Below are 18,116 nucleotides of genomic sequence, written 5' to 3'. Positions count from 1 at the left end.
ATGCATCTTGATATCGCCTGGCAGGAGGTTGATACCGTCCTGCTGGATATGGACGGCACGCTGCTCGATCTCGCCTTTGATAATTACTTCTGGCAAAAGCTGGTCCCGGAGACCTATGGCGAACAGCAGGGTATCTCCCCGGCAGAAGCGCAGGAATTCATTCGTTCGCAATATAGCGCGGTGCAACATACGCTAAACTGGTACTGTCTGGACTACTGGAGCGAACGACTCGGTTTGGATATTTGTGCCATGACCACCGCCCAGGGCCCGCGCGCCGTACTGCGTGAGGACACTGTGCCCTTCCTGGATGCGCTGAAAGCAAGCGGCAAGCGCCGTATTTTGCTGACCAACGCCCATCCGCATAATCTGGCCGTGAAGCTGGAACATACGGGTCTTGCGTCACACCTTGATTTATTACTTTCCACCCACACATTTGGTTATCCGAAAGAGGATCAGCGGTTGTGGCATGCGGTGAAGGAAGAGACCGGTATACAGCCGGAACGCACGCTGTTCATTGATGACAGCGAGCCCATTCTGGATTCCGCCGCGGCGTTTGGCATTCGCTACTGCCTGGGCGTGACCAATCCTGACTCCGGCCTGGCGGACAAAAGCTATCTGCGGCATCCGGGGCTGGGTGACTATCGTCAGATGATCCCCTCACTGACCGTGAAGGAGACGCCATGAAAGAAAAACCCTCAGATGGGGTAAGACTGGATAAATGGCTGTGGGCAGCCCGTTTTTATAAAACGCGCGCCCTTGCCCGCGAGATGATCGACGGCGGAAAGGTGCATTACAACGGCCAGCGTAGCAAGCCGAGTAAGCTGGTTGAACTGAATGCCACCTTAACGCTGCGTCAGGGCAACGATGAACGAACGGTGGTGATTAAAGCCATTACCGAACAACGACGGCCCGCATCTGAAGCCGTACAGCTTTATGAAGAGACGGCTGAGAGCATTGAAAAGCGCGAAAAGACCGCGCTGGCGCGCAAAATGAATGCGCTGACCATGCCCCACCCGGACCGGCGACCGGATAAAAAAGAGCGCCGCGATCTGATGAAATTTAAACACGGTGAGACCGAGTAACCCTCACCTGCACGAGAGACTATTATGGCCCAACACGACCAATTACACCGCTATCTGTTTGAACAATTCGCCGTGCGTGGCGAGCTGGTCACCGTATCCGAAACCTGGAAACAGATTCTGGAAAACCACAACTACCCGCTGCCGGTGAAAACCCTGTTGGGCGAACTGCTGGTTGCCACCAGCCTGCTGACCGCCACGCTGAAGTTTGCCGGTGATATCACCGTGCAGCTGCAGGGTGATGGCCCGATGTCGCTGGCCGTGATCAACGGTAACAATCAGCAGCAGATGCGCGGCGTCGCACGCGTTCAGGGCGACGTTCCTGAAAATGCCGACCTGAAAACGCTGGTGGGCAATGGCTACCTGGTGATCACCATCTCCCCGGAAGAAGGTGAACGCTATCAGGGCGTGGTCGGTCTGGAAGGCGATACCCTGGCCGCCTGTCTGGAAGATTACTTCATGCGTTCAGAACAGCTGCCAACTCGCCTGTTCATCCGTACCGGTGAAGTAGACGGGCAACCCGCTGCGGGCGGTATGCTGCTGCAGGTTCTGCCCGCACAGGATGCGCAGACCAATGATTTTGAGCACCTGGCGACGCTGACCGAAACCATCAAGGCGGAAGAGCTGTTCAACCTGTCGGCGACCGATGTGCTGTGGCGTCTGTATCATGAAGAAGAGGTGACGGTTTACGATCCACAAGCCGTGGAGTTTAAGTGCACCTGTTCACGTGAACGCTGCGCTGGCGCACTGAAAACCCTGCCGGATGAAGAGATCGACAGCATTATGGCTGAAGACGGTGAAATCGATATGCACTGTGACTACTGCGGTACGCACTATGTGTTCAACTCGATGGATATCGCTGAGATCCGCAACAACGCCTCTCCGGCGGATCCGCAGGTTCACTGATCATAAAGCAACGGCTCCACAAGGAGCCGTTTTGTTAACGCACCAGTGCATTATCGTAGTTTATCTCTACGCGTTCACCGAAGATCTCAATATCTGCCCACGGCTTCACAACGGGTTTCACCTTCCCCTGCTGCACTGCGCGTTCCAGCTCTTCCCGTGATAAACCATCAGGCATTTTCCAGGTATCGCCTGCCAGCTTCCAGCCGGTACCGGTTTGCGTGTACACCACAATCGTGCGGTCGCTAAACTGATAAATCACCGCTTCAGGCTTGCCGTCGCCGTTCAGATCCAGCGACATCAGTAAACAGGTTTTCCGCTCGCGGCTGCAGGAATCAAATCGGTACTGGTTATTCAGCATCGCCTGCCATAACCCCTTGTCGGGGCGAGACGTACCCGGTGCGAGTGTGAACTGCTTCTCAAGCATCCCGGCTGTCATCTTCCCTGCTCCGTCCCGGTTTCCGCTGAGAAGGCCGTACAGCTCACGCTGGCGCTTTGGCTCAGCCATAAACTGCCGATCGTATTGCAGCGTCTGCATGGCTTCGCGTCCCTTACGCCCGCTGTTGCTGAGCATATACAGGCTGACCTGATCCGCGTTGATGCGCCCGTCATGATAACGGGACATGTGGCTTTCAACGCTGATACGCCACGGATCAAGCACCGGCGTATGAATCAGGATCAGGAGAATAAGCGCAAGTAACCCCGTTAGCGGGATAACGGACGCCTGCAGCTTTTGTGCCTGGCGGCGACAGAAGACAACGCTTATGCAAAATCCTACCGCCCAGACCAGCGCCACCAGCGTAATGAGCACGCCATACAGACGCTCCGGCGACCAGCCATATTGCGAAATGCGCAGCCATAACGCCCACCCTGCTAACACCGGATAGGCGGGAACGATAGCGATGGCGAGACGAACCATCCCGTTGAGAAGCGCATAGTAAGGTAGCGTCTGACGCTGCGGATGCCAGACAATCGTCACCAGAAAAAGGAGCAGTAGCGCTAAGGCGGTCAGCAGGCCCGCCGCGGATATCCGTGCGGAAATGGCCTCAAAGCCCATCACGGGCAATGCGCCAATGAACAGCAGGGCTAAGGCCGCCATCAGAGGCAACAGGCCGGTGGCGATCAGGGTAAGCAGGTTCTGTAATGCGCGCATCAAGCGCACCTGCATACGCGCCAGCACGGCGACACTGGCAGAAACCACGCCAATCGCCACTGAAATAAACCAGTCAGACTGGAAGAAAAGGCGATCAAAAAACTGAATGCCAATGAGTTTGAAGAGTTCAGCCCAGAGGAAAAGCACCAGCCAGAAGAGGCCGTTGGAGATAAAAATAGTGAGTATAGTCAGCGCGTTGTGCCAGTGCTTATCGTAAAAATCACTGTAGAACGAGGCCGTCGTCGCAGGCGACAGACGCCTTTGCAGCCATGGCAACATCAATAGCATCATCAACAGAAGATGAAAGCCCCAGACAAGCACGGCCTCTTTAATTTCCCAGTGTTCAAGCCCGGACACGCTCCACTTAAGCCAGGCGCCCATACCGGCGACAACAGCGCCAACGATCGCGAGCGCCAGCCAGAGTAACGGTTTTCTGAATGACGTCACGGAAAGCGCGACAGTGGCGGTCATCGCCACCGTTGCAGGCATCACGCACAAAGACCACACCGTATCGGATGGCAATTTCGCATACGCGATGTACTCGCTGATCCCGTAGCAAATCAGTCCCTGTAAAGCACCCACCAGCACGACGGCCAGGCGCATTGAAGGGGATAACGTTTCACTGTTTTCCATCTCTCATCCCTTTTCCAGAAAAGCGTATTGTTTCATCAATCCGCGGACGACATGAATCGTTTTCATACTGTAACCCTTACGTAATTTTCTTACGTGTATGCGATTACATTCACATTCTTTCCGATAAAATCACCAGCCATTAACCTTTTCGGAACATTTTCCCCAACAAAAAAGCGATTCCTGCGATAATCCGCCTGCCCTGTGACTGGAGTCGCAGCGTTTTCCGTTAGTAAGGGTTTTGACCAGATACGTAAATCTATGAGCCCCGTCGCGGTTAACAACCTCAGAAAAACCCTACAATTTCAGGCAGTACATATTGGCTAAGGAGCAGTGATATGCGTGTTACTGGTTTAACCCCGCAAGATCTCAAGGCTTATGGTATTCACGACGTCCAGGAAATCGTCTACAACCCCGATTACGATACGCTGTATCAGGAAGAGCTCAATCCAGCACTGGAAGGATACGAGCGAGGTGTGTTGACTAACCTTGGTGCTATCGCCGTCGATACCGGTATCTTTACCGGTCGTTCGCCGAAAGATAAGTATATCGTCCGAGACGAAACCACCCGCGATACGCTGTGGTGGGCTGACAAAGGCAAAGGGAAGAACGATAACAAACCGCTCTCCCCGGAAACCTGGCAGCATCTGAAAGGGCTCGTCACCCAACAACTTTCCGGCAAGCGTCTGTTCATTGTCGACGCTTTCTGCGGCGCTAACGCCGACACCCGTCTTTCCGTGCGTTTTATCACCGAAGTGGCCTGGCAGGCGCATTTCGTGAAAAACATGTTTATTCGTCCAACCGACGAAGAGCTGCAGACGTTCAAACCCGATTTCATCGTGATGAACGGTGCCAAATGCACCAACCCACAGTGGCAAGAGCAGGGCCTGAACTCCGAGAACTTTATCGCCTTTAACCTGACCGAGCGTATCCAGCTGATTGGCGGTACCTGGTACGGCGGCGAGATGAAGAAAGGCATGTTCTCGGTCATGAACTACCTGCTGCCGCTGCGCGGTATCGCCTCTATGCACTGCTCAGCGAACGTCGGTGAAAAAGGGGATGTGGCGGTGTTCTTCGGCCTGTCCGGCACCGGTAAAACCACCCTGTCTACCGATCCAAAACGTCGTCTGATTGGGGATGACGAGCACGGCTGGGATGACGACGGCGTGTTTAACTTCGAAGGCGGTTGCTACGCGAAGACCATTCGTCTGTCTGAAGAAGCTGAGCCGGATATCTTCCATGCCATCCGCCGCGATGCGCTGCTGGAAAACGTCACCGTACGTGCCGACGGCTCTATCGACTTCGACGACGCATCCAAAACCGAAAACACCCGCGTTTCCTACCCGATCTACCACATCGACAACATTGTGAAGCCGGTGTCGAAAGCGGGTCATGCGACGAAGGTGATTTTCCTGACGGCGGATGCGTTCGGCGTGCTGCCGCCGGTTTCCCGCCTGACCGCCAGCCAGACGCAGTATCATTTCCTCTCCGGTTTTACCGCCAAACTGGCGGGCACCGAGCGGGGCGTGACGGAGCCAACCCCAACGTTCTCCGCCTGCTTCGGCGCGGCCTTCCTGTCGCTGCACCCGACGCAGTACGCAGAAGTGCTGGTAAAACGCATGCAGGCCTCCGGGGCGCAGGCGTACCTGGTTAACACCGGCTGGAACGGTACCGGCAAGCGTATCTCCATCAAAGATACCCGCGCCATTATCGACGCCATTCTGGATGGTTCTCTGGATAACGCTGAAACCTTCACCCTGCCGATGTTTGATCTGGCTATTCCAACGGCGCTGCCGGGCGTGGATACGCATATCCTTGACCCGCGTAACACCTACGGTTCCCCGGAACAGTGGCGTGAGAAAGCGGAAACGCTGGCGAAGCTGTTTATTGAGAACTTCGAGAAGTATACCGATACCCCGGCGGGTGAAGCGCTGGTGAGTGCGGGACCGAAGCTGTAGGTAAAAGCAAAAAGGCAACGAAAGTTGCCTTTTTTAATGGTTTCGCCCTCTCCCCGTGGGAGAGGGCCGGGGTGAGGGCATCAGGCCGCACCCCGATTACCCCTCTTTCACTTGCCCCCGCGTCACCGGCACCGGCAACCAGGCGCGAATGCTCAACCCACCCCGCTCGCTGGTACCAATCTCCAGCAACCCGTTATGGTTATCAACAATACGCTGCACAATCGCCAGGCCTAAACCGGTTCCGCTGGTGCTGCGCGCGCTGTCGCCGCGCACAAACGGCTGGAACAGATGCTTACGCTGCTCGGGCTTGATACCCGGACCGTCATCTTCCACCTGGAACCAGGCGCGGTTGAGTTCCGATCCGCTGCTGACTTTAATCCAGCCATTACCGTAGCGGGCCGCATTCACCACCATGTTTGCCACCGCGCGCTTGATGGAGAGCGGGTGCATGCGAACCTGAATTTCACCGGCCTGAAGGTCGGTATCAATCTCACGCTCGTAGCCGCTTTCAGCCGCCACCACTTCGCCCAGCACCGCGTTCAGGTCAGCCATCTCCATCGGCATCTCCTGCCCGGTACGCAGGTAGTCAATAAACTGCTCAATGATGGCGTTACACTCTTCGATATCCTTGTTGATGGACTCGGCGAGATAACCGTCCTCTTCGCCCATCATCTCCGTCGCCAGTCGGATACGCGTGAGTGGCGTACGCAGATCATGGCTGACGCCCGCCATCAGCAGCGTACGGTCATCCGCCAGCTGTTTGACGCCAGCCGCCATATGATTAAACGCGCGCGTCACCGAACGCACCTCCGATGCGCCATATTCACGCAGCGGCGGCGGAATGATCCCTTTACCGACCTGGAGCGCAGCGTGTTCCAGGTCGACCAGCGGTCGGTTCTGTATACGGATAAACAGCCACGCGCCGCCTATCGCTAACAGCATGATGGCGAGGGTGTAGCGGAACAGCGGCGAGAAGTCGCCCTGGTGGATTTCGGTCAGCGGAACGCGCACCCAGATATTGGGTGACAGCCAGGTTTTCAGCCAGACGACCGGCGAGCTTTTGTTGACCTCAACACGCACCTCCGTCGGGCCCCCCAGCTGCTGCGCCATCTGCTGGCTGAGGAATTCATAGTGCTGCGCCCAACGCAGACCCGCGTCTTCCGCCGCTTCATTCGAGTAGAGCGAAATGCCCAGTTCACGGTAGATTTCACGGCGAAACGCCGGAGGAACCACTAACTGCGTGCCGTCCTCCAGCTGCAGTTTATCGGTCATCAGCATACGTACTTCGTACGCCAGGACCTTATTAAACTGCTGAAGGCTCGGCAGGATCGCAAAGTTCAGCACCACCAGGTAGGTTGTCACCAGGCTGACAAACAGCAAGGTGACAATCAAAAGCAGGGTACGGGCAAACGAGCTTCGCGGTGAGAAGCGCATTCGCCTCATGCTTTAGCGCCGTCCGGGACGAACACGTAGCCCAGACCCCATACGGTCTGAATATAACGAGGATGCGCCGGATCTTCTTCCACCATGCGGCGCAGACGAGAGATCTGCACGTCGATGGAACGTTCCATTGCCGAGTATTCACGGCCGCGCGCCAGGTTCATCAGCTTGTCACGGGAGAGCGGCTCACGCGGGTGGCTGACCAGCGCTTTCAGTACCGCGAACTCACCGCTGGTGAGCGGCATTGGCTCGTCTTCACGGAACATCTCACGCGTACCGAGGTTCAGCTTGAACTTCCCGAACGCAATCACCGCTTCTTCCTGCGACGGTGCGCCTGGCAGTTCGTTCGCCTGACGGCGCAGCACGGCCCGAATACGCGCCAGCAGTTCACGCGGGTTAAACGGTTTAGGAATGTAGTCGTCAGCGCCAATTTCGAGGCCCACGATACGGTCAACCTCTTCCCCTTTCGCCGTCACCATAATGATTGGCATGGGGTTGCTCTGGCTGCGCAGACGGCGACAGATAGAGAGCCCGTCTTCGCCCGGCAGCATCAGGTCGAGGACCATCAGATGGAAGGATTCACGGGTCAGCAGGCGGTCCATCTGCTCAGCGTTCGCGACGCTACGAACCTGGAAGCCCTGCTCGGTCAGATAACGTTCCAGCAGCGCACGCAGGCGCATGTCGTCATCCACGACCAGAATTTTGTAGTTCTCTTGCATTGTGTGTACTCCCAAAGGTTCGGATAGTCTAATAACAGCGTATTCTAAAAAAGTGCACGGGTTCGACCAGCGAATTCTGGTATAAATTCTAGTCGAAATTGTTACAAAGCATATTTAACAGCAGCTTATCTGCACAATTCATCACATAAATGATTATTAACGCTGTCTGATAGACTACGTGATACGTAATGTGCGCAATGTTTGCAATGAAGTCGAGTCTGAAGGTCACAGTATGAAAACGCCCCTGATCACCCGCGAAGGGTACGAAAAACTCAAAAAAGAGATGGATTACCTGTGGCGCGAAGAGCGTCCGGAAGTGACCAAAAAAGTTACCTGGGCGGCAAGCCTGGGCGACCGCAGCGAAAATGCTGACTACCAGTACAACAAGAAGCGGCTGCGTGAGATCGACCGTCGGGTACGCTATCTGACCAAATGTCTCGAGAATCTTAAAATTGTCGATTATTCACCGCAGCAGGAGGGCAAAGTCTTCTTCGGCGCGTGGGTTGAGATCGAGAATGATGATGGCAATACCCTGCGCTTTCGCATTGTCGGGTACGACGAAATTTTTGGCCGTAAGGATTACATCTCCATCGACTCGCCGATGGCCCGCGCGCTGCTGAAAAAGGAGGTGGGTGATTTAGCCGTTGTCCAGACGCCTGCCGGAGAAGCGAGCTGGTACGTCAATGAGATCACCTACGTAAAATAGTCCGAGAGCGCCCTCCACGGCTGGCATTTTACCGTGTCAGCCCGTATAACTATCCCCTGATTTTTGACCCACAAGATGATAAAGCCATGATGAAAGATTCGCTCTGCCGCATTATTGCGGGTGAACTTCAGGCCAGAGCCGAACAGGTAGAAGCTGCCGTTCGCCTGCTTGATGAAGGGAACACCGTGCCGTTTATTGCACGTTATCGTAAGGAAGTCACCGGCGGTCTGGATGACACGCAGTTGCGTAACCTGGAGACCCGTCTGGGCTACCTCCGTGAACTGGAAGACCGCCGTCAGGCAATCCTCAAATCCATCGGCGAACAGGGCAAACTGACCAGCGATCTGGAAAAGGCCATTAACGGCACCCTGAGCAAAACTGAACTCGAAGACCTCTATCTGCCCTACAAACCGAAGCGCCGTACGCGCGGGCAGATTGCAATTGAAGCAGGTCTGGAGCCGCTGGCCGAGCTGCTGTGGAACGAACCGTCACACGACCCGGAAACCGAAGCGGCCAAATTTATCGACGCTGACAAAGGCGTGGCAGACACCAAAGCGGCCCTTGATGGCGCACGCTACATTCTGATGGAGCGCTTCTCCGAGGATGCCGCCCTGCTCTCCCGTGTGCGTGATTATCTGTGGAAGAACGCCCACATCGTCTCTACCGTGGTGGCAGGCAAAGAAGAGGAAGGCGCGAAATTCCGCGACTACTTCGATCACCACGAACCGATTTCAACTGTGCCTTCTCACCGTGCGCTGGCCATGTTCCGCGGCCGTAATGAAGGCGTGCTGCAGCTCTCTCTCAACGCCGACCCGCAGTTTGATGAGCCGCCAAAAGAGAGCCACTGCGAGCAGATCATCACCGATCACCTCGGCCTGCGCCTGAATAACGCCCCGGCGGACAGCTGGCGTAAAGGCGTGGTGAGCTGGACATGGCGCATTAAGGTGCTGATGCACCTCGAAACCGAACTGATGGGCACCGTGCGCGAGCGTGCGGAAGACGAAGCAATCAACGTCTTTGCCCGTAACCTGCATGATCTGCTGATGGCCGCACCTGCTGGCCTGCGTGCGACCATGGGTCTCGATCCGGGTCTGCGTACCGGCGTAAAAGTGGCGGTGGTTGACGGTACCGGCAAGCTGGTGGCAACCGACACCATTTACCCGCATACCGGTCAGGCGGCGAAGGCTGCTGTAGTGGTGGCCGCGCTGTGCGAGAAATATAACGTTGAGCTGGTGGCTATCGGCAACGGTACGGCCTCCCGTGAAACCGAACGTTTCTACCTCGACGTGCAGAAACAGTTCCCGAAAGTGACGGCGCAGAAAGTGATCGTCAGCGAGGCCGGGGCGTCCGTCTATTCTGCGTCAGAGCTGGCGGCCCAGGAGTTCCCGGACCTGGACGTCTCCCTGCGCGGTGCGGTCTCTATCGCCCGTCGTCTGCAGGATCCGCTGGCGGAACTGGTGAAGATCGACCCGAAATCCATCGGTGTGGGCCAGTATCAGCACGACGTGAGCCAGACGCAGCTGGCGCGTAAGCTGGATGCGGTGGTGGAAGATTGCGTAAACGCCGTGGGCGTGGACCTGAACACCGCCTCCGTTCCTCTGCTGACCCGCGTGGCAGGCTTAACCCGCATGATGGCGCAGAACATCGTTGCCTGGCGTGATGAGAACGGCCAGTTCCAGAACCGCCAGCAGTTGCTGAAGGTAAGCCGTCTGGGGCCGAAAGCGTTTGAGCAGTGTGCGGGCTTCCTGCGCATCAACCACGGCGATAACCCGCTGGATGCGTCAACCGTTCACCCGGAAGCCTACCCGGTGGTTGAGCGCATACTGGCAGCGACCCAGCAGGCACTCAAAGACCTGATGGGCGACAGCAACGCGCTGCGCAACCTGAAAGCGGTCGATTTCACCGACGAGCAGTTCGGCGTGCCGACCGTGACCGACATCATCAAAGAGCTGGAAAAACCGGGCCGCGATCCGCGTCCTGAGTTCAAAACCGCGACCTTTGCCGACGGCATCGAGACCATGAACGACCTGCTGCCGGGCATGGTGCTGGAAGGCGCCGTCACCAACGTCACTAATTTTGGCGCTTTTGTCGATATCGGCGTGCATCAGGATGGCCTGGTGCATATCTCATCGCTCGCCGATAAGTTCGTTGAAGATCCTCATACGGTGGTCAAAGCGGGCGATATCGTGAAGGTGAAAGTGCTGGAAGTGGACCTGCAGCGCAAGCGAATCGCCCTGACCATGCGTCTGGACGAGCAGCCAGGTGAAACCAACGCGCGCCGCGGCAGTAACGGCGGTGGCCGTGAGCAGCAGCGCCCTGCCGCTAAAGGCGCGAAGCCGCGCGGGCGTGATGCGCAGCCAGCGGGTAACAGCGCAATGATGGATGCGCTGGCGGCCGCGATGGGTAAGAAACGCTAAGGTTGTAAATGCCCCTCACCCTAACCCTCTCCCCAAAGGGGAGAGGGAACTTGAACACCCTCTCCCTGTGGGAGAGGGCCGGGGTGAGGGGACAAATTATATCGCAAGAGATGAAACCGATTGCATATCCATATTTAAACCACCATTTATCACTCCGTTAACAAATACATTTATTATTCCCTGCCCCGTAATTCAGCAAATATTGAGCAAGGTCAAACAGGCCGTAAATTAATACGCTTAACAACATTCCGTCACAGTTTTCATATTGCTGATAAAAACTATTCTCATTATCATCCCATAGTAGATAATTTAACCTTCCGTGGAATCAGGCATTATGCAATTCACTCCAGACAGTGCATGGAAAATTACCGGTTTTACCCGCGAAATTAGCCCGGCCTATCGGCAAAAGCTGCTGTCGCTGGGCATGCTCCCCGGCTCGTCATTCCAGGTGGTGCGCGTGGCCCCGTTAGGTGATCCCGTTCATATCGAAACCCGGCGCGTGAATCTGGTACTGCGTAAAAAAGACCTCGCATTAATTGAAGTCGAAGCCTTATCCCAATAACAAGCCAGCGGTTTCAGTGAGTCGAAAACAATGAAAAAATTAACTATTGGCTTAATTGGCAATCCTAATTCCGGCAAGACAACGTTATTTAACCAGCTCACCGGTGCACGCCAGCGTGTGGGTAACTGGGCGGGCGTAACGGTTGAACGTAAAGAAGGCCAGTTCACCACGACAGACAATCAGGTCACGCTGGTGGATCTGCCCGGCACCTACTCCTTAACCACCATTTCGTCACAAACCTCGCTCGATGAGCAGATTGCCTGTCACTATATTCTGAGTGGCGATGCGGACCTGTTAATCAACGTGGTCGATGCATCTAACCTGGAGCGTAACCTCTATCTGACGCTGCAGTTGCTTGAGCTTGGGATCCCCTGCATTGTGGCGCTCAACATGCTCGACATCGCAGAGAAACAAAAGCTGCGTATCGACGCCGACGCCCTCTCCGCGCGTCTGGGCTGCCCGGTAGTGCCGCTGGTTTCTACCCGTGCCCGCGGAATTGACGCACTGAAGCTGGCCATTGACCGCCACGCGGGCAACGCCGACGTTGAGCTGGTGCACTATGCGCAACCGCTTCTGCGCGAGGCCGGTCTGCTGGCGCAGGAGATGGACAACAGCATGCCCGCCAGACAGCGCCTGTGGCTCGGCCTGCAGATGCTGGAAGGCGATATCTACAGCCGCGCCTATGCGGGCCATGCCGCAGACAAACTGGACGTGGCGCTGGCGCGTCTGAGCGATGAGCTCGATGACCCGGCCCTGCACATCGCCGACGCGCGCTATCAGGCCATCGCCGCCATTTGCGACGTGGTCAGTAATGCCCTGACGGCCGAGCCAAGCCGCTTTACGGCCGCCGTGGACAAGATTGTGCTTAACCGCTTCCTCGGTTTGCCGATCTTTTTACTGGTCATGTACCTGATGTTCCTCCTCGCCATTAACATCGGTGGCGCGCTACAGCCTATTTTCGATGCTGGTTCTGTGGCGATATTTGTCCACGGTATTCAGTGGCTGGGCTACACCCTGCACTTCCCGGAATGGCTGACCATTTTCCTCGCCCAGGGGATCGGTGGTGGTATCAACACCGTTCTGCCGCTGGTACCGCAAATCGGCATGATGTACCTGTTCCTCTCGTTCCTTGAGGACTCCGGTTACATGGCGCGTGCGGCTTTCGTGATGGATCGTCTGATGCAGGCCCTGGGTCTGCCGGGTAAATCCTTCGTCCCGCTGATTGTCGGCTTCGGCTGTAACGTGCCGTCTGTAATGGGTGCGCGCACGCTTGATGCCCCCCGCGAACGTCTGATGACCATCATGATGGCGCCATTTATGTCCTGCGGGGCGCGACTGGCTATCTTTGCGGTCTTTGCCGCGGCCTTCTTTGGTCAGGAAGGGGCACTGGCGGTCTTCTCGCTGTATGTGCTGGGCATCGTGATGGCGATCCTGACCGGGCTCATGCTTAAACACACCATCATGCGCGGGGAAGCGTCACCGTTTGTGATGGAACTGCCGGTGTATCACGTACCGCATCTGAAAAGCCTGGCGATCCAGACCTGGCAGCGCCTGAAAGGTTTTGTTCTGCGCGCCGGTAAAGTGATTGTTATCGTCAGCATCTTCCTGAGCGCGCTGAACAGTTTCACCCTGAGCGGGCAGGCGGCGGATAACATCAACGACTCCGCCCTCGCCTCCGTGAGCCGCGTCATTACCCCGGTGTTTAAACCGATTGGCGTGCATGAAGACAACTGGCAGGCGACCGTTGGCCTGTTTACCGGCGCGATGGCAAAAGAGGTGGTGGTCGGCACCCTGAACACGCTTTACACCGCTGAGAATATCCAGGAAGAAGAGTTTAACCCGGCGGCATTCCACCTCGGTGATGAACTGCTCGGCGCGGTGGAAGAGACCTGGCAGAGCCTGAAAGACACCTTCAGCCTGAGCGTACTGGCGAACCCGATTGAAGCCAGCAAAGGCGACGGCGAAATGGCCACCGGTGCCATGGGCGTGATGAGCGAGAAATTTGGCAGCGCGTCAGCGGCCTACAGCTACCTCATCTTTGTCCTGCTCTATATTCCGTGCATCTCGGTGATGGGGGCGATAGCCCGTGAGTCCAGCCGCGGCTGGATGGGGTTCTCCATCCTGTGGGGCTTAAACATCGCCTACTCGCTGGCGACGCTCTTTTACCAGACCGTTAACTTCAGCCAGCATCCGCGCTACAGCCTGGTCTGCATCCTGGCGGTTGTGCTGTTTAACGTGCTCGTTCTCGGTCTGCTACGCCGGGCACGCAGCCGCGTCGATATCAACCTGCTGGCAAACCGTAAAACCGCCGCGACCTGTTGCAACAGCCCGGCGGGCGACTGTCACTAGGGGGAGCCATGGCATCGTTGATTCAGGTTCGTGATTTACTGGCGTTGCAGGGGCGTATGGAGGCAAAACAGCTAAGCCTCAGCCTGCATACGCCGCAGCCGATGATCGATGCCATGCTGGAAAGACTGGAAGCGATGGGGAAAGCCATACGTATTCAGGAAGAGCCGGACGGTTGTCTGTCCGGCAGTTGTAAACATTGCCCGGAAGGGAAAGCCTGTCTCAGGGAGTGGTGGGCACTTCGTGACTGAAGGCGATCAACGCTGAACAAAATTCGGCAGGATGCGAGATAAACGGCGCATGGGCCGCTTTGGCGATTGTCAGCGATTGACTCGCTGGCCACAGTTCATCCAGCAGTGGTACCACTTTGCGTGGAACCAGCCCATCCAGATAACCATAAATGCGCAGGTGCGGCACCGCCAGCGCGGTCAGCGGCTCACGCAGGTCGACCGTTTTCAGTAATTCGAGTCCCCCGTTCAGTACCTCCACATCCGGCATCGGCAGCGACAGCACGGTCTGCTTCAGCAGACGGGCATCCTTACGGGCGCTCTCTGTCCCCATCGTCTGCAGGGCCAGGAAGCGTTCTACCGTTCGCTGGTAATCTTCGCTCAACTGGCGCTGGAAGTTGCTCAGTACGTCCGGCTTAATACCCGGCCACTCCTCCTGCGCACTGAAGTTCGGCGACGAGGCCACCGTTACCAGCGCCTGCACGCGTTCAGGGTTTGTTAATGCAACCTCACTTGCCACCAGCCCGCCCAGACTCCAGCCGAGCCAGATGGCCTGTTGCGGTGCGGCGGCCAGAACCTGCTGCGCCATTTCGTCAAGCGACATCGCCCCATAGCCGCGGCTGCGGCCAAAACCGGGTAAATCCACCAGATGCAGCGTGAAATGCGAGGCAAGTTCCTCATTTACGCAATGCCATACTTCCGCATTCAGTCCCCATCCGTGCAGCAGCACAAGATGGCGATTTCCCGTCCCTACGGTCTGCCACCACAGCGTCTTCATCAGTTACTGTTCTCTTTTTTACATGGAGGTTGTCTATGCTAACAGTGCCCGGCTTGTGCTGGCTATGTCGAATGCCACTTGCGCTGAGCGCGTGGGGAGTCTGTTCCGTCTGCACGCGTTCGCTGGCAAGCCGCATCACGACCTGCCCGCAGTGCGGTTTACCGGCGTACAGTCCACAGTTTCCCTGCGGTCGCTGCCTGAAAAAGCCACCACCGTGGAGCGCCCTGGTGGCGGTCGATGATTACGTTCCACCGTTAAGCAGGCTTATCCACGCGCTGAAGTTTTCCGGCCAGATTGCGCTGGCTCGCCCTCTCGCCCGCCTGTTATTGCTGGCGGTGTTGCAGGCACGGCGCACGCGCGCGCTGCCGAAAGTGGATATGGTGCTGAATGTGCCCTTATACCGGCGCCGTCACTGGCGACGCGGCTACAACCAGAGCGACCTGCTCTGTCGCCCGCTCGCCCGGTGGCTCGGCTGTCAGTACCCAGCCGCTGCGCTGACGCGCCGCCATGCCACCGCCATTCAGCATCAGCTGAGCGCCCGGCTTCGCAAAAGGAACCTCAAAAACGCCTTTCGCCTTGAATTCGCCGTCAAAGGGCTCCATATCGCGATTGTGGATGATGTCGTCACCACAGGCAGTACCGTTGCTGAACTTTCCCGACTGCTTTTGCAAAGCGGCGCCGCGTCGGTTCAGGTATGGTGTCTGTGCCGTACCTTGTAGCCCTTCTCCAATGGGCGTATGATTATACCCAGGTAATTTAGTCAACTATTAGGCCAAAGCTATGATCCGTATTTCCGATTCTGCACAAGCGCACTTTGCCAAACTGCTGGCAAATCAGGAAGAAGGGACGCAGATCCGCGTGTTTGTGATCAATCCAGGCACTCCGAATGCAGAATGTGGTGTCTCCTATTGTCCGCCAGACGCGGTGGAAGCAACTGACACTGCCCTTAAATTTGACCAGCTCACGGCATATGTTGATGAGCTGAGCGCGCCGTATCTTGAAGATGCGGAGATCGACTTCGTCACCGACCAGCTGGGCTCGCAGCTGACGCTGAAAGCGCCAAACGCCAAAATGCGTAAAGTATCTGACGATGCCCCGCTGATGGAGCGCGTAGAGTATCTGCTGCAATCCCAGATCAACCCGCAGCTGGCCGGTCACGGTGGTCGCGTTTCCCTGATGGAAATCACCGACGAAGGCTACGCAATTCTGCAGTTTGGCGGCGGCTGTAACGGTTGTTCCATGGTCGATGTGACCCTGAAAGAAGGGATCGAGAAGCAGCTGCTGAACGAGTTCCCGGAACTGAAAGGCGTGCGTGACCTGACCGAACACCAGCGCGGCGAGCACTCTTACTACTGATTCATTGCCAGTCTGTATTGCCCGGTGGCGCTGCGCTTACCGGGCCTACAAAAATAGTGCGGTCTGATGCCCTCACCCCGCCCTCTCCCACGGGAGAGGGTGAAAACATTAAAAACGGTAACCTTGCGGTTACCGTTTTGCGTTTACCTCCATATGTTGACCTGCGTCTCATAATTTAAATTTTGCCCTCCAGGGTGATTCTCAATCACGTCATGTTACCCGTATCATTCTCATGGGCACTAAACACACTCATAACAGCCGACTAAACTAAATAGTTTCCAAGGTATCAGTATTAGTGCCGTTAACCACTCTGTTCCCAGTTGGGACAACCGGAACGTGTCGTTGAAACAATGACGTTACCCATAACAATTCAAAGGCCAGGTAAATCATGCCATTAGTCATCGTTGCTATCGGTGTTGTGTTATTACTGCTCTTGATGATCCGTTTCAAAATGAACGGGTTTATCGCTCTGGTTCTGGTGGCACTTGCAGTCGGTCTGATGCAAGGGATGCCGCTGGTCAAAGTTATTAGCTCCATTAAAGCGGGTGTCGGCGGTACGCTCGGCAGCCTGGCGTTGATCATGGGCTTTGGCGCCATGCTCGGCAAAATGCTGGCGGACTGCGGTGGTGCACAGCGTATTGCCACCACGCTTATCGACAAGTTTGGTAAGAAGAACATCCAGTGGGCAGTTGTGTTAACCGGTTTTACCGTCGGTTTCGCACTGTTCTATGAAGTGGGCTTCGTGCTGATGCTGCCGCTGGTCTTCACCATTGCGGCGGCGGCGAGCATTCCGCTGCTGTATGTCGGTGTGCCAATGGCAGCAGCGCTGTCCGTGACGCACGGCTTCCTGCCACCGCACCCGGGCCCAACCGCTATCGCCACCATTTTCCACGCCGATATGGGTAAAACCCTGCTGTTCGGTACGATTCTGGCCATCCCAACCGTGATTCTGGCAGGCCCTGTTTATGCCCGCTTCCTGAAAGGCATTGATAAGCCGATTCCGGAAGGTCTGTACAGCGCGAAAACCTTCACCGAAGAAGAGATGCCAGGCTTTGGCGTCAGCGTCTGGACCTCTCTGGTCCCGGTGATCCTGATGGCGATGCGCGCCGTGGCAGAGATGGTTCTGCCGAAAGGTCACGCGTTCCTGTCCGTTGCTGAGTTCCTCGGCGACCCGGTGATGGCCACGCTGATTGCGGTGTTGATCGCGATGTTCACCTTCGGCCTGAACCGCGGTCGTTCCATGGATCAGATCAACGACACGCTGACCTCTTCCATCAAAATCATTGCCATGATGCTGTTGATCATCGGCGGTGGCGGTGCGTTCAAGCAGGTTCTGGTCGATAGCGGTGTGGATAAATACATCGCGGCCATGATGCATGAAACCAACGTGTCGCCGCTTCTGATGGCCTGGTCTATCGCCGCAGTTCTGCGTATCGCGCTGGGTTCTGCAACCGTTGCGGCAATCACCGCGGGCGGTATCGTTGCGCCACTGATTGCCACCACGGGCGTCAGCCCTGAGCTGATGGTTATTGCCGTCGGTTCCGGTAGCGTAATTTTCTCACACGTGAACGATCCGGGCTTCTGGCTGTTCAAGGAGTACTTCAACCTGACTATCGGTGAAACCATCAAGTCCTGGTCCGCGCTGGAAACCATTATTTCGGTGTGCGGTCTGGTCGGGGTGCTGCTGTTGAATATGGTGGTCTGATGCCATAAGTCGGGTGGCGGCTTCGCCTTACCCGACCTACCCGCTCCATGTAGGCCCGGTAAGCGTAGGGTATGAACCGGAAACATGGGTGACACTTTAGACCGGATACATGGGTAACAGTTATAACTGGCATAGAA

General features: G+C 56.4%; 16 protein-coding genes. 12 read left to right on the top strand and 4 right to left on the bottom strand.

Annotation, left to right across the window (positions count from 1 at the left end; translation table 11 throughout):
* The 3 genes from yrfG to hslO are packed head-to-tail and all read left to right on the top strand — an operon-like array spanning nt 1 to nt 1,985.
* Nucleotides 1-684 carry a GMP/IMP nucleotidase gene (gene yrfG, locus AX755_RS10660; protein ID WP_062856737.1) on the top strand — a complete coding sequence of 228 codons (684 nt, stop codon included), beginning with the start codon at nt 1-3 and terminating at the stop codon, nt 682-684.
* Nucleotides 681-1,082, top strand: a complete 402-nt coding sequence (gene hslR / locus AX755_RS10655) for a ribosome-associated heat shock protein Hsp15 (protein WP_013099083.1) — start codon at nt 681-683, stop codon at nt 1,080-1,082. The genes yrfG and hslR overlap by 4 nt, the downstream gene beginning before the upstream one ends.
* 24 nt (nt 1,083-1,106) lie before the next feature.
* A complete protein-coding gene (gene hslO, locus AX755_RS10650; protein ID WP_013099084.1) occupies nt 1,107-1,985 on the top strand; it encodes an Hsp33 family molecular chaperone HslO in 879 nt (292 codons plus the stop codon).
* A gap of 34 nt (nt 1,986-2,019) precedes the next feature.
* Here hslO and AX755_RS10645 read toward each other — a convergent pair whose 3' ends face one another.
* Complete coding sequence (locus AX755_RS10645) at nt 2,020-3,768, bottom strand: DUF4153 domain-containing protein (RefSeq protein ID WP_062856736.1); 1,749 nt, start codon at nt 3,766-3,768, stop codon at nt 2,020-2,022.
* A gap of 335 nt (nt 3,769-4,103) precedes the next feature.
* On the opposite strand from AX755_RS10645, the gene pckA reads away from it, so the two are divergent.
* Entirely contained in the window at nt 4,104-5,723 is a 1,620-nt protein-coding gene (gene pckA, locus AX755_RS10640; protein WP_014833557.1) for a phosphoenolpyruvate carboxykinase (ATP), read from the top strand.
* Between the two features lie 96 nt (nt 5,724-5,819).
* On the opposite strand, the gene envZ is transcribed toward pckA, so the two are convergent.
* Both envZ and ompR read right to left on the bottom strand, forming a co-directional pair.
* Nucleotides 5,820-7,166 carry a two-component system sensor histidine kinase EnvZ gene (envZ, locus tag AX755_RS10635; protein WP_029882169.1) on the bottom strand — a complete coding sequence of 449 codons (1,347 nt, stop codon included), beginning with the start codon at nt 7,164-7,166 and terminating at the stop codon, nt 5,820-5,822.
* Entirely contained in the window at nt 7,163-7,882 is a 720-nt protein-coding gene (ompR, locus tag AX755_RS10630; protein ID WP_006177890.1) for an osmolarity response regulator transcription factor OmpR, read from the bottom strand. The genes envZ and ompR overlap by 4 nt, the downstream gene beginning before the upstream one ends.
* A 232-nt stretch (nt 7,883-8,114) precedes the next feature.
* Here ompR and greB point away from each other — a divergent pair, with 232 nt between their 5' ends.
* From greB to feoC, 5 genes are all read left to right on the top strand, one after another.
* A complete protein-coding gene (greB, locus tag AX755_RS10625; protein WP_013099090.1) occupies nt 8,115-8,588 on the top strand; it encodes a transcription elongation factor GreB in 474 nt (157 codons plus the stop codon).
* An 86-nt stretch (nt 8,589-8,674) separates the two neighbouring features.
* On the top strand, nt 8,675-11,005 hold the full coding sequence (locus AX755_RS10620; protein ID WP_062856735.1) for a Tex family protein: 2,331 nt from the start codon (nt 8,675-8,677) through the stop codon (nt 11,003-11,005).
* 334 nt (nt 11,006-11,339) lie between these two features.
* Entirely contained in the window at nt 11,340-11,567 is a 228-nt protein-coding gene (gene feoA, locus AX755_RS10615; protein WP_010436417.1) for a ferrous iron transporter A, read from the top strand.
* A 30-nt stretch (nt 11,568-11,597) separates the two neighbouring features.
* Entirely contained in the window at nt 11,598-13,916 is a 2,319-nt protein-coding gene (feoB, locus tag AX755_RS10610) for a Fe(2+) transporter permease subunit FeoB (protein ID WP_062856734.1), read from the top strand.
* 8 nt (nt 13,917-13,924) lie between these two features.
* Nucleotides 13,925-14,164, top strand: coding sequence for a [Fe-S]-dependent transcriptional repressor FeoC (gene feoC / locus AX755_RS10605; RefSeq protein ID WP_013099093.1), 240 nt, complete (start codon nt 13,925-13,927; stop codon nt 14,162-14,164).
* Here the strand turns inward: feoC and bioH are convergent.
* Nucleotides 14,136-14,918: a pimeloyl-ACP methyl ester esterase BioH gene (gene bioH, locus AX755_RS10600; RefSeq protein ID WP_062856733.1), complete on the bottom strand. Its 783-nt coding sequence runs from the start codon at nt 14,916-14,918 to the stop codon at nt 14,136-14,138. The genes feoC and bioH overlap by 29 nt on opposite strands.
* A 35-nt stretch (nt 14,919-14,953) precedes the next feature.
* Between bioH and gntX the strand changes: the two genes are divergently transcribed.
* The 3 genes from gntX (at nt 14,954) to gntT (ending at nt 17,979) form a co-directional block, all read left to right on the top strand.
* A complete protein-coding gene (gene gntX, locus AX755_RS10595; RefSeq protein ID WP_044157723.1) occupies nt 14,954-15,637 on the top strand; it encodes a DNA utilization protein GntX in 684 nt (227 codons plus the stop codon).
* A gap of 61 nt (nt 15,638-15,698) precedes the next feature.
* On the top strand, nt 15,699-16,274 hold the full coding sequence (gene nfuA / locus AX755_RS10590) for a Fe-S biogenesis protein NfuA (RefSeq protein ID WP_013099096.1): 576 nt from the start codon (nt 15,699-15,701) through the stop codon (nt 16,272-16,274).
* Nucleotides 16,275-16,662: 388 nt separating this feature from the next.
* Entirely contained in the window at nt 16,663-17,979 is a 1,317-nt protein-coding gene (gene gntT, locus AX755_RS10585) for a gluconate transporter (protein WP_013099097.1), read from the top strand.
* Nucleotides 17,980-18,116: the final 137 nt, after the last annotated feature.

The sequence above is a fragment of the Enterobacter sp. SENG-6 genome (genome assembly GCF_001605945.1).
Taxonomy (GTDB): domain Bacteria; phylum Pseudomonadota; class Gammaproteobacteria; order Enterobacterales; family Enterobacteriaceae; genus Enterobacter; species Enterobacter cloacae.
The sequence above is the reverse complement of the archived record's forward strand: the minus strand, read 5'-3'. Positions and strand labels throughout refer to the sequence as shown.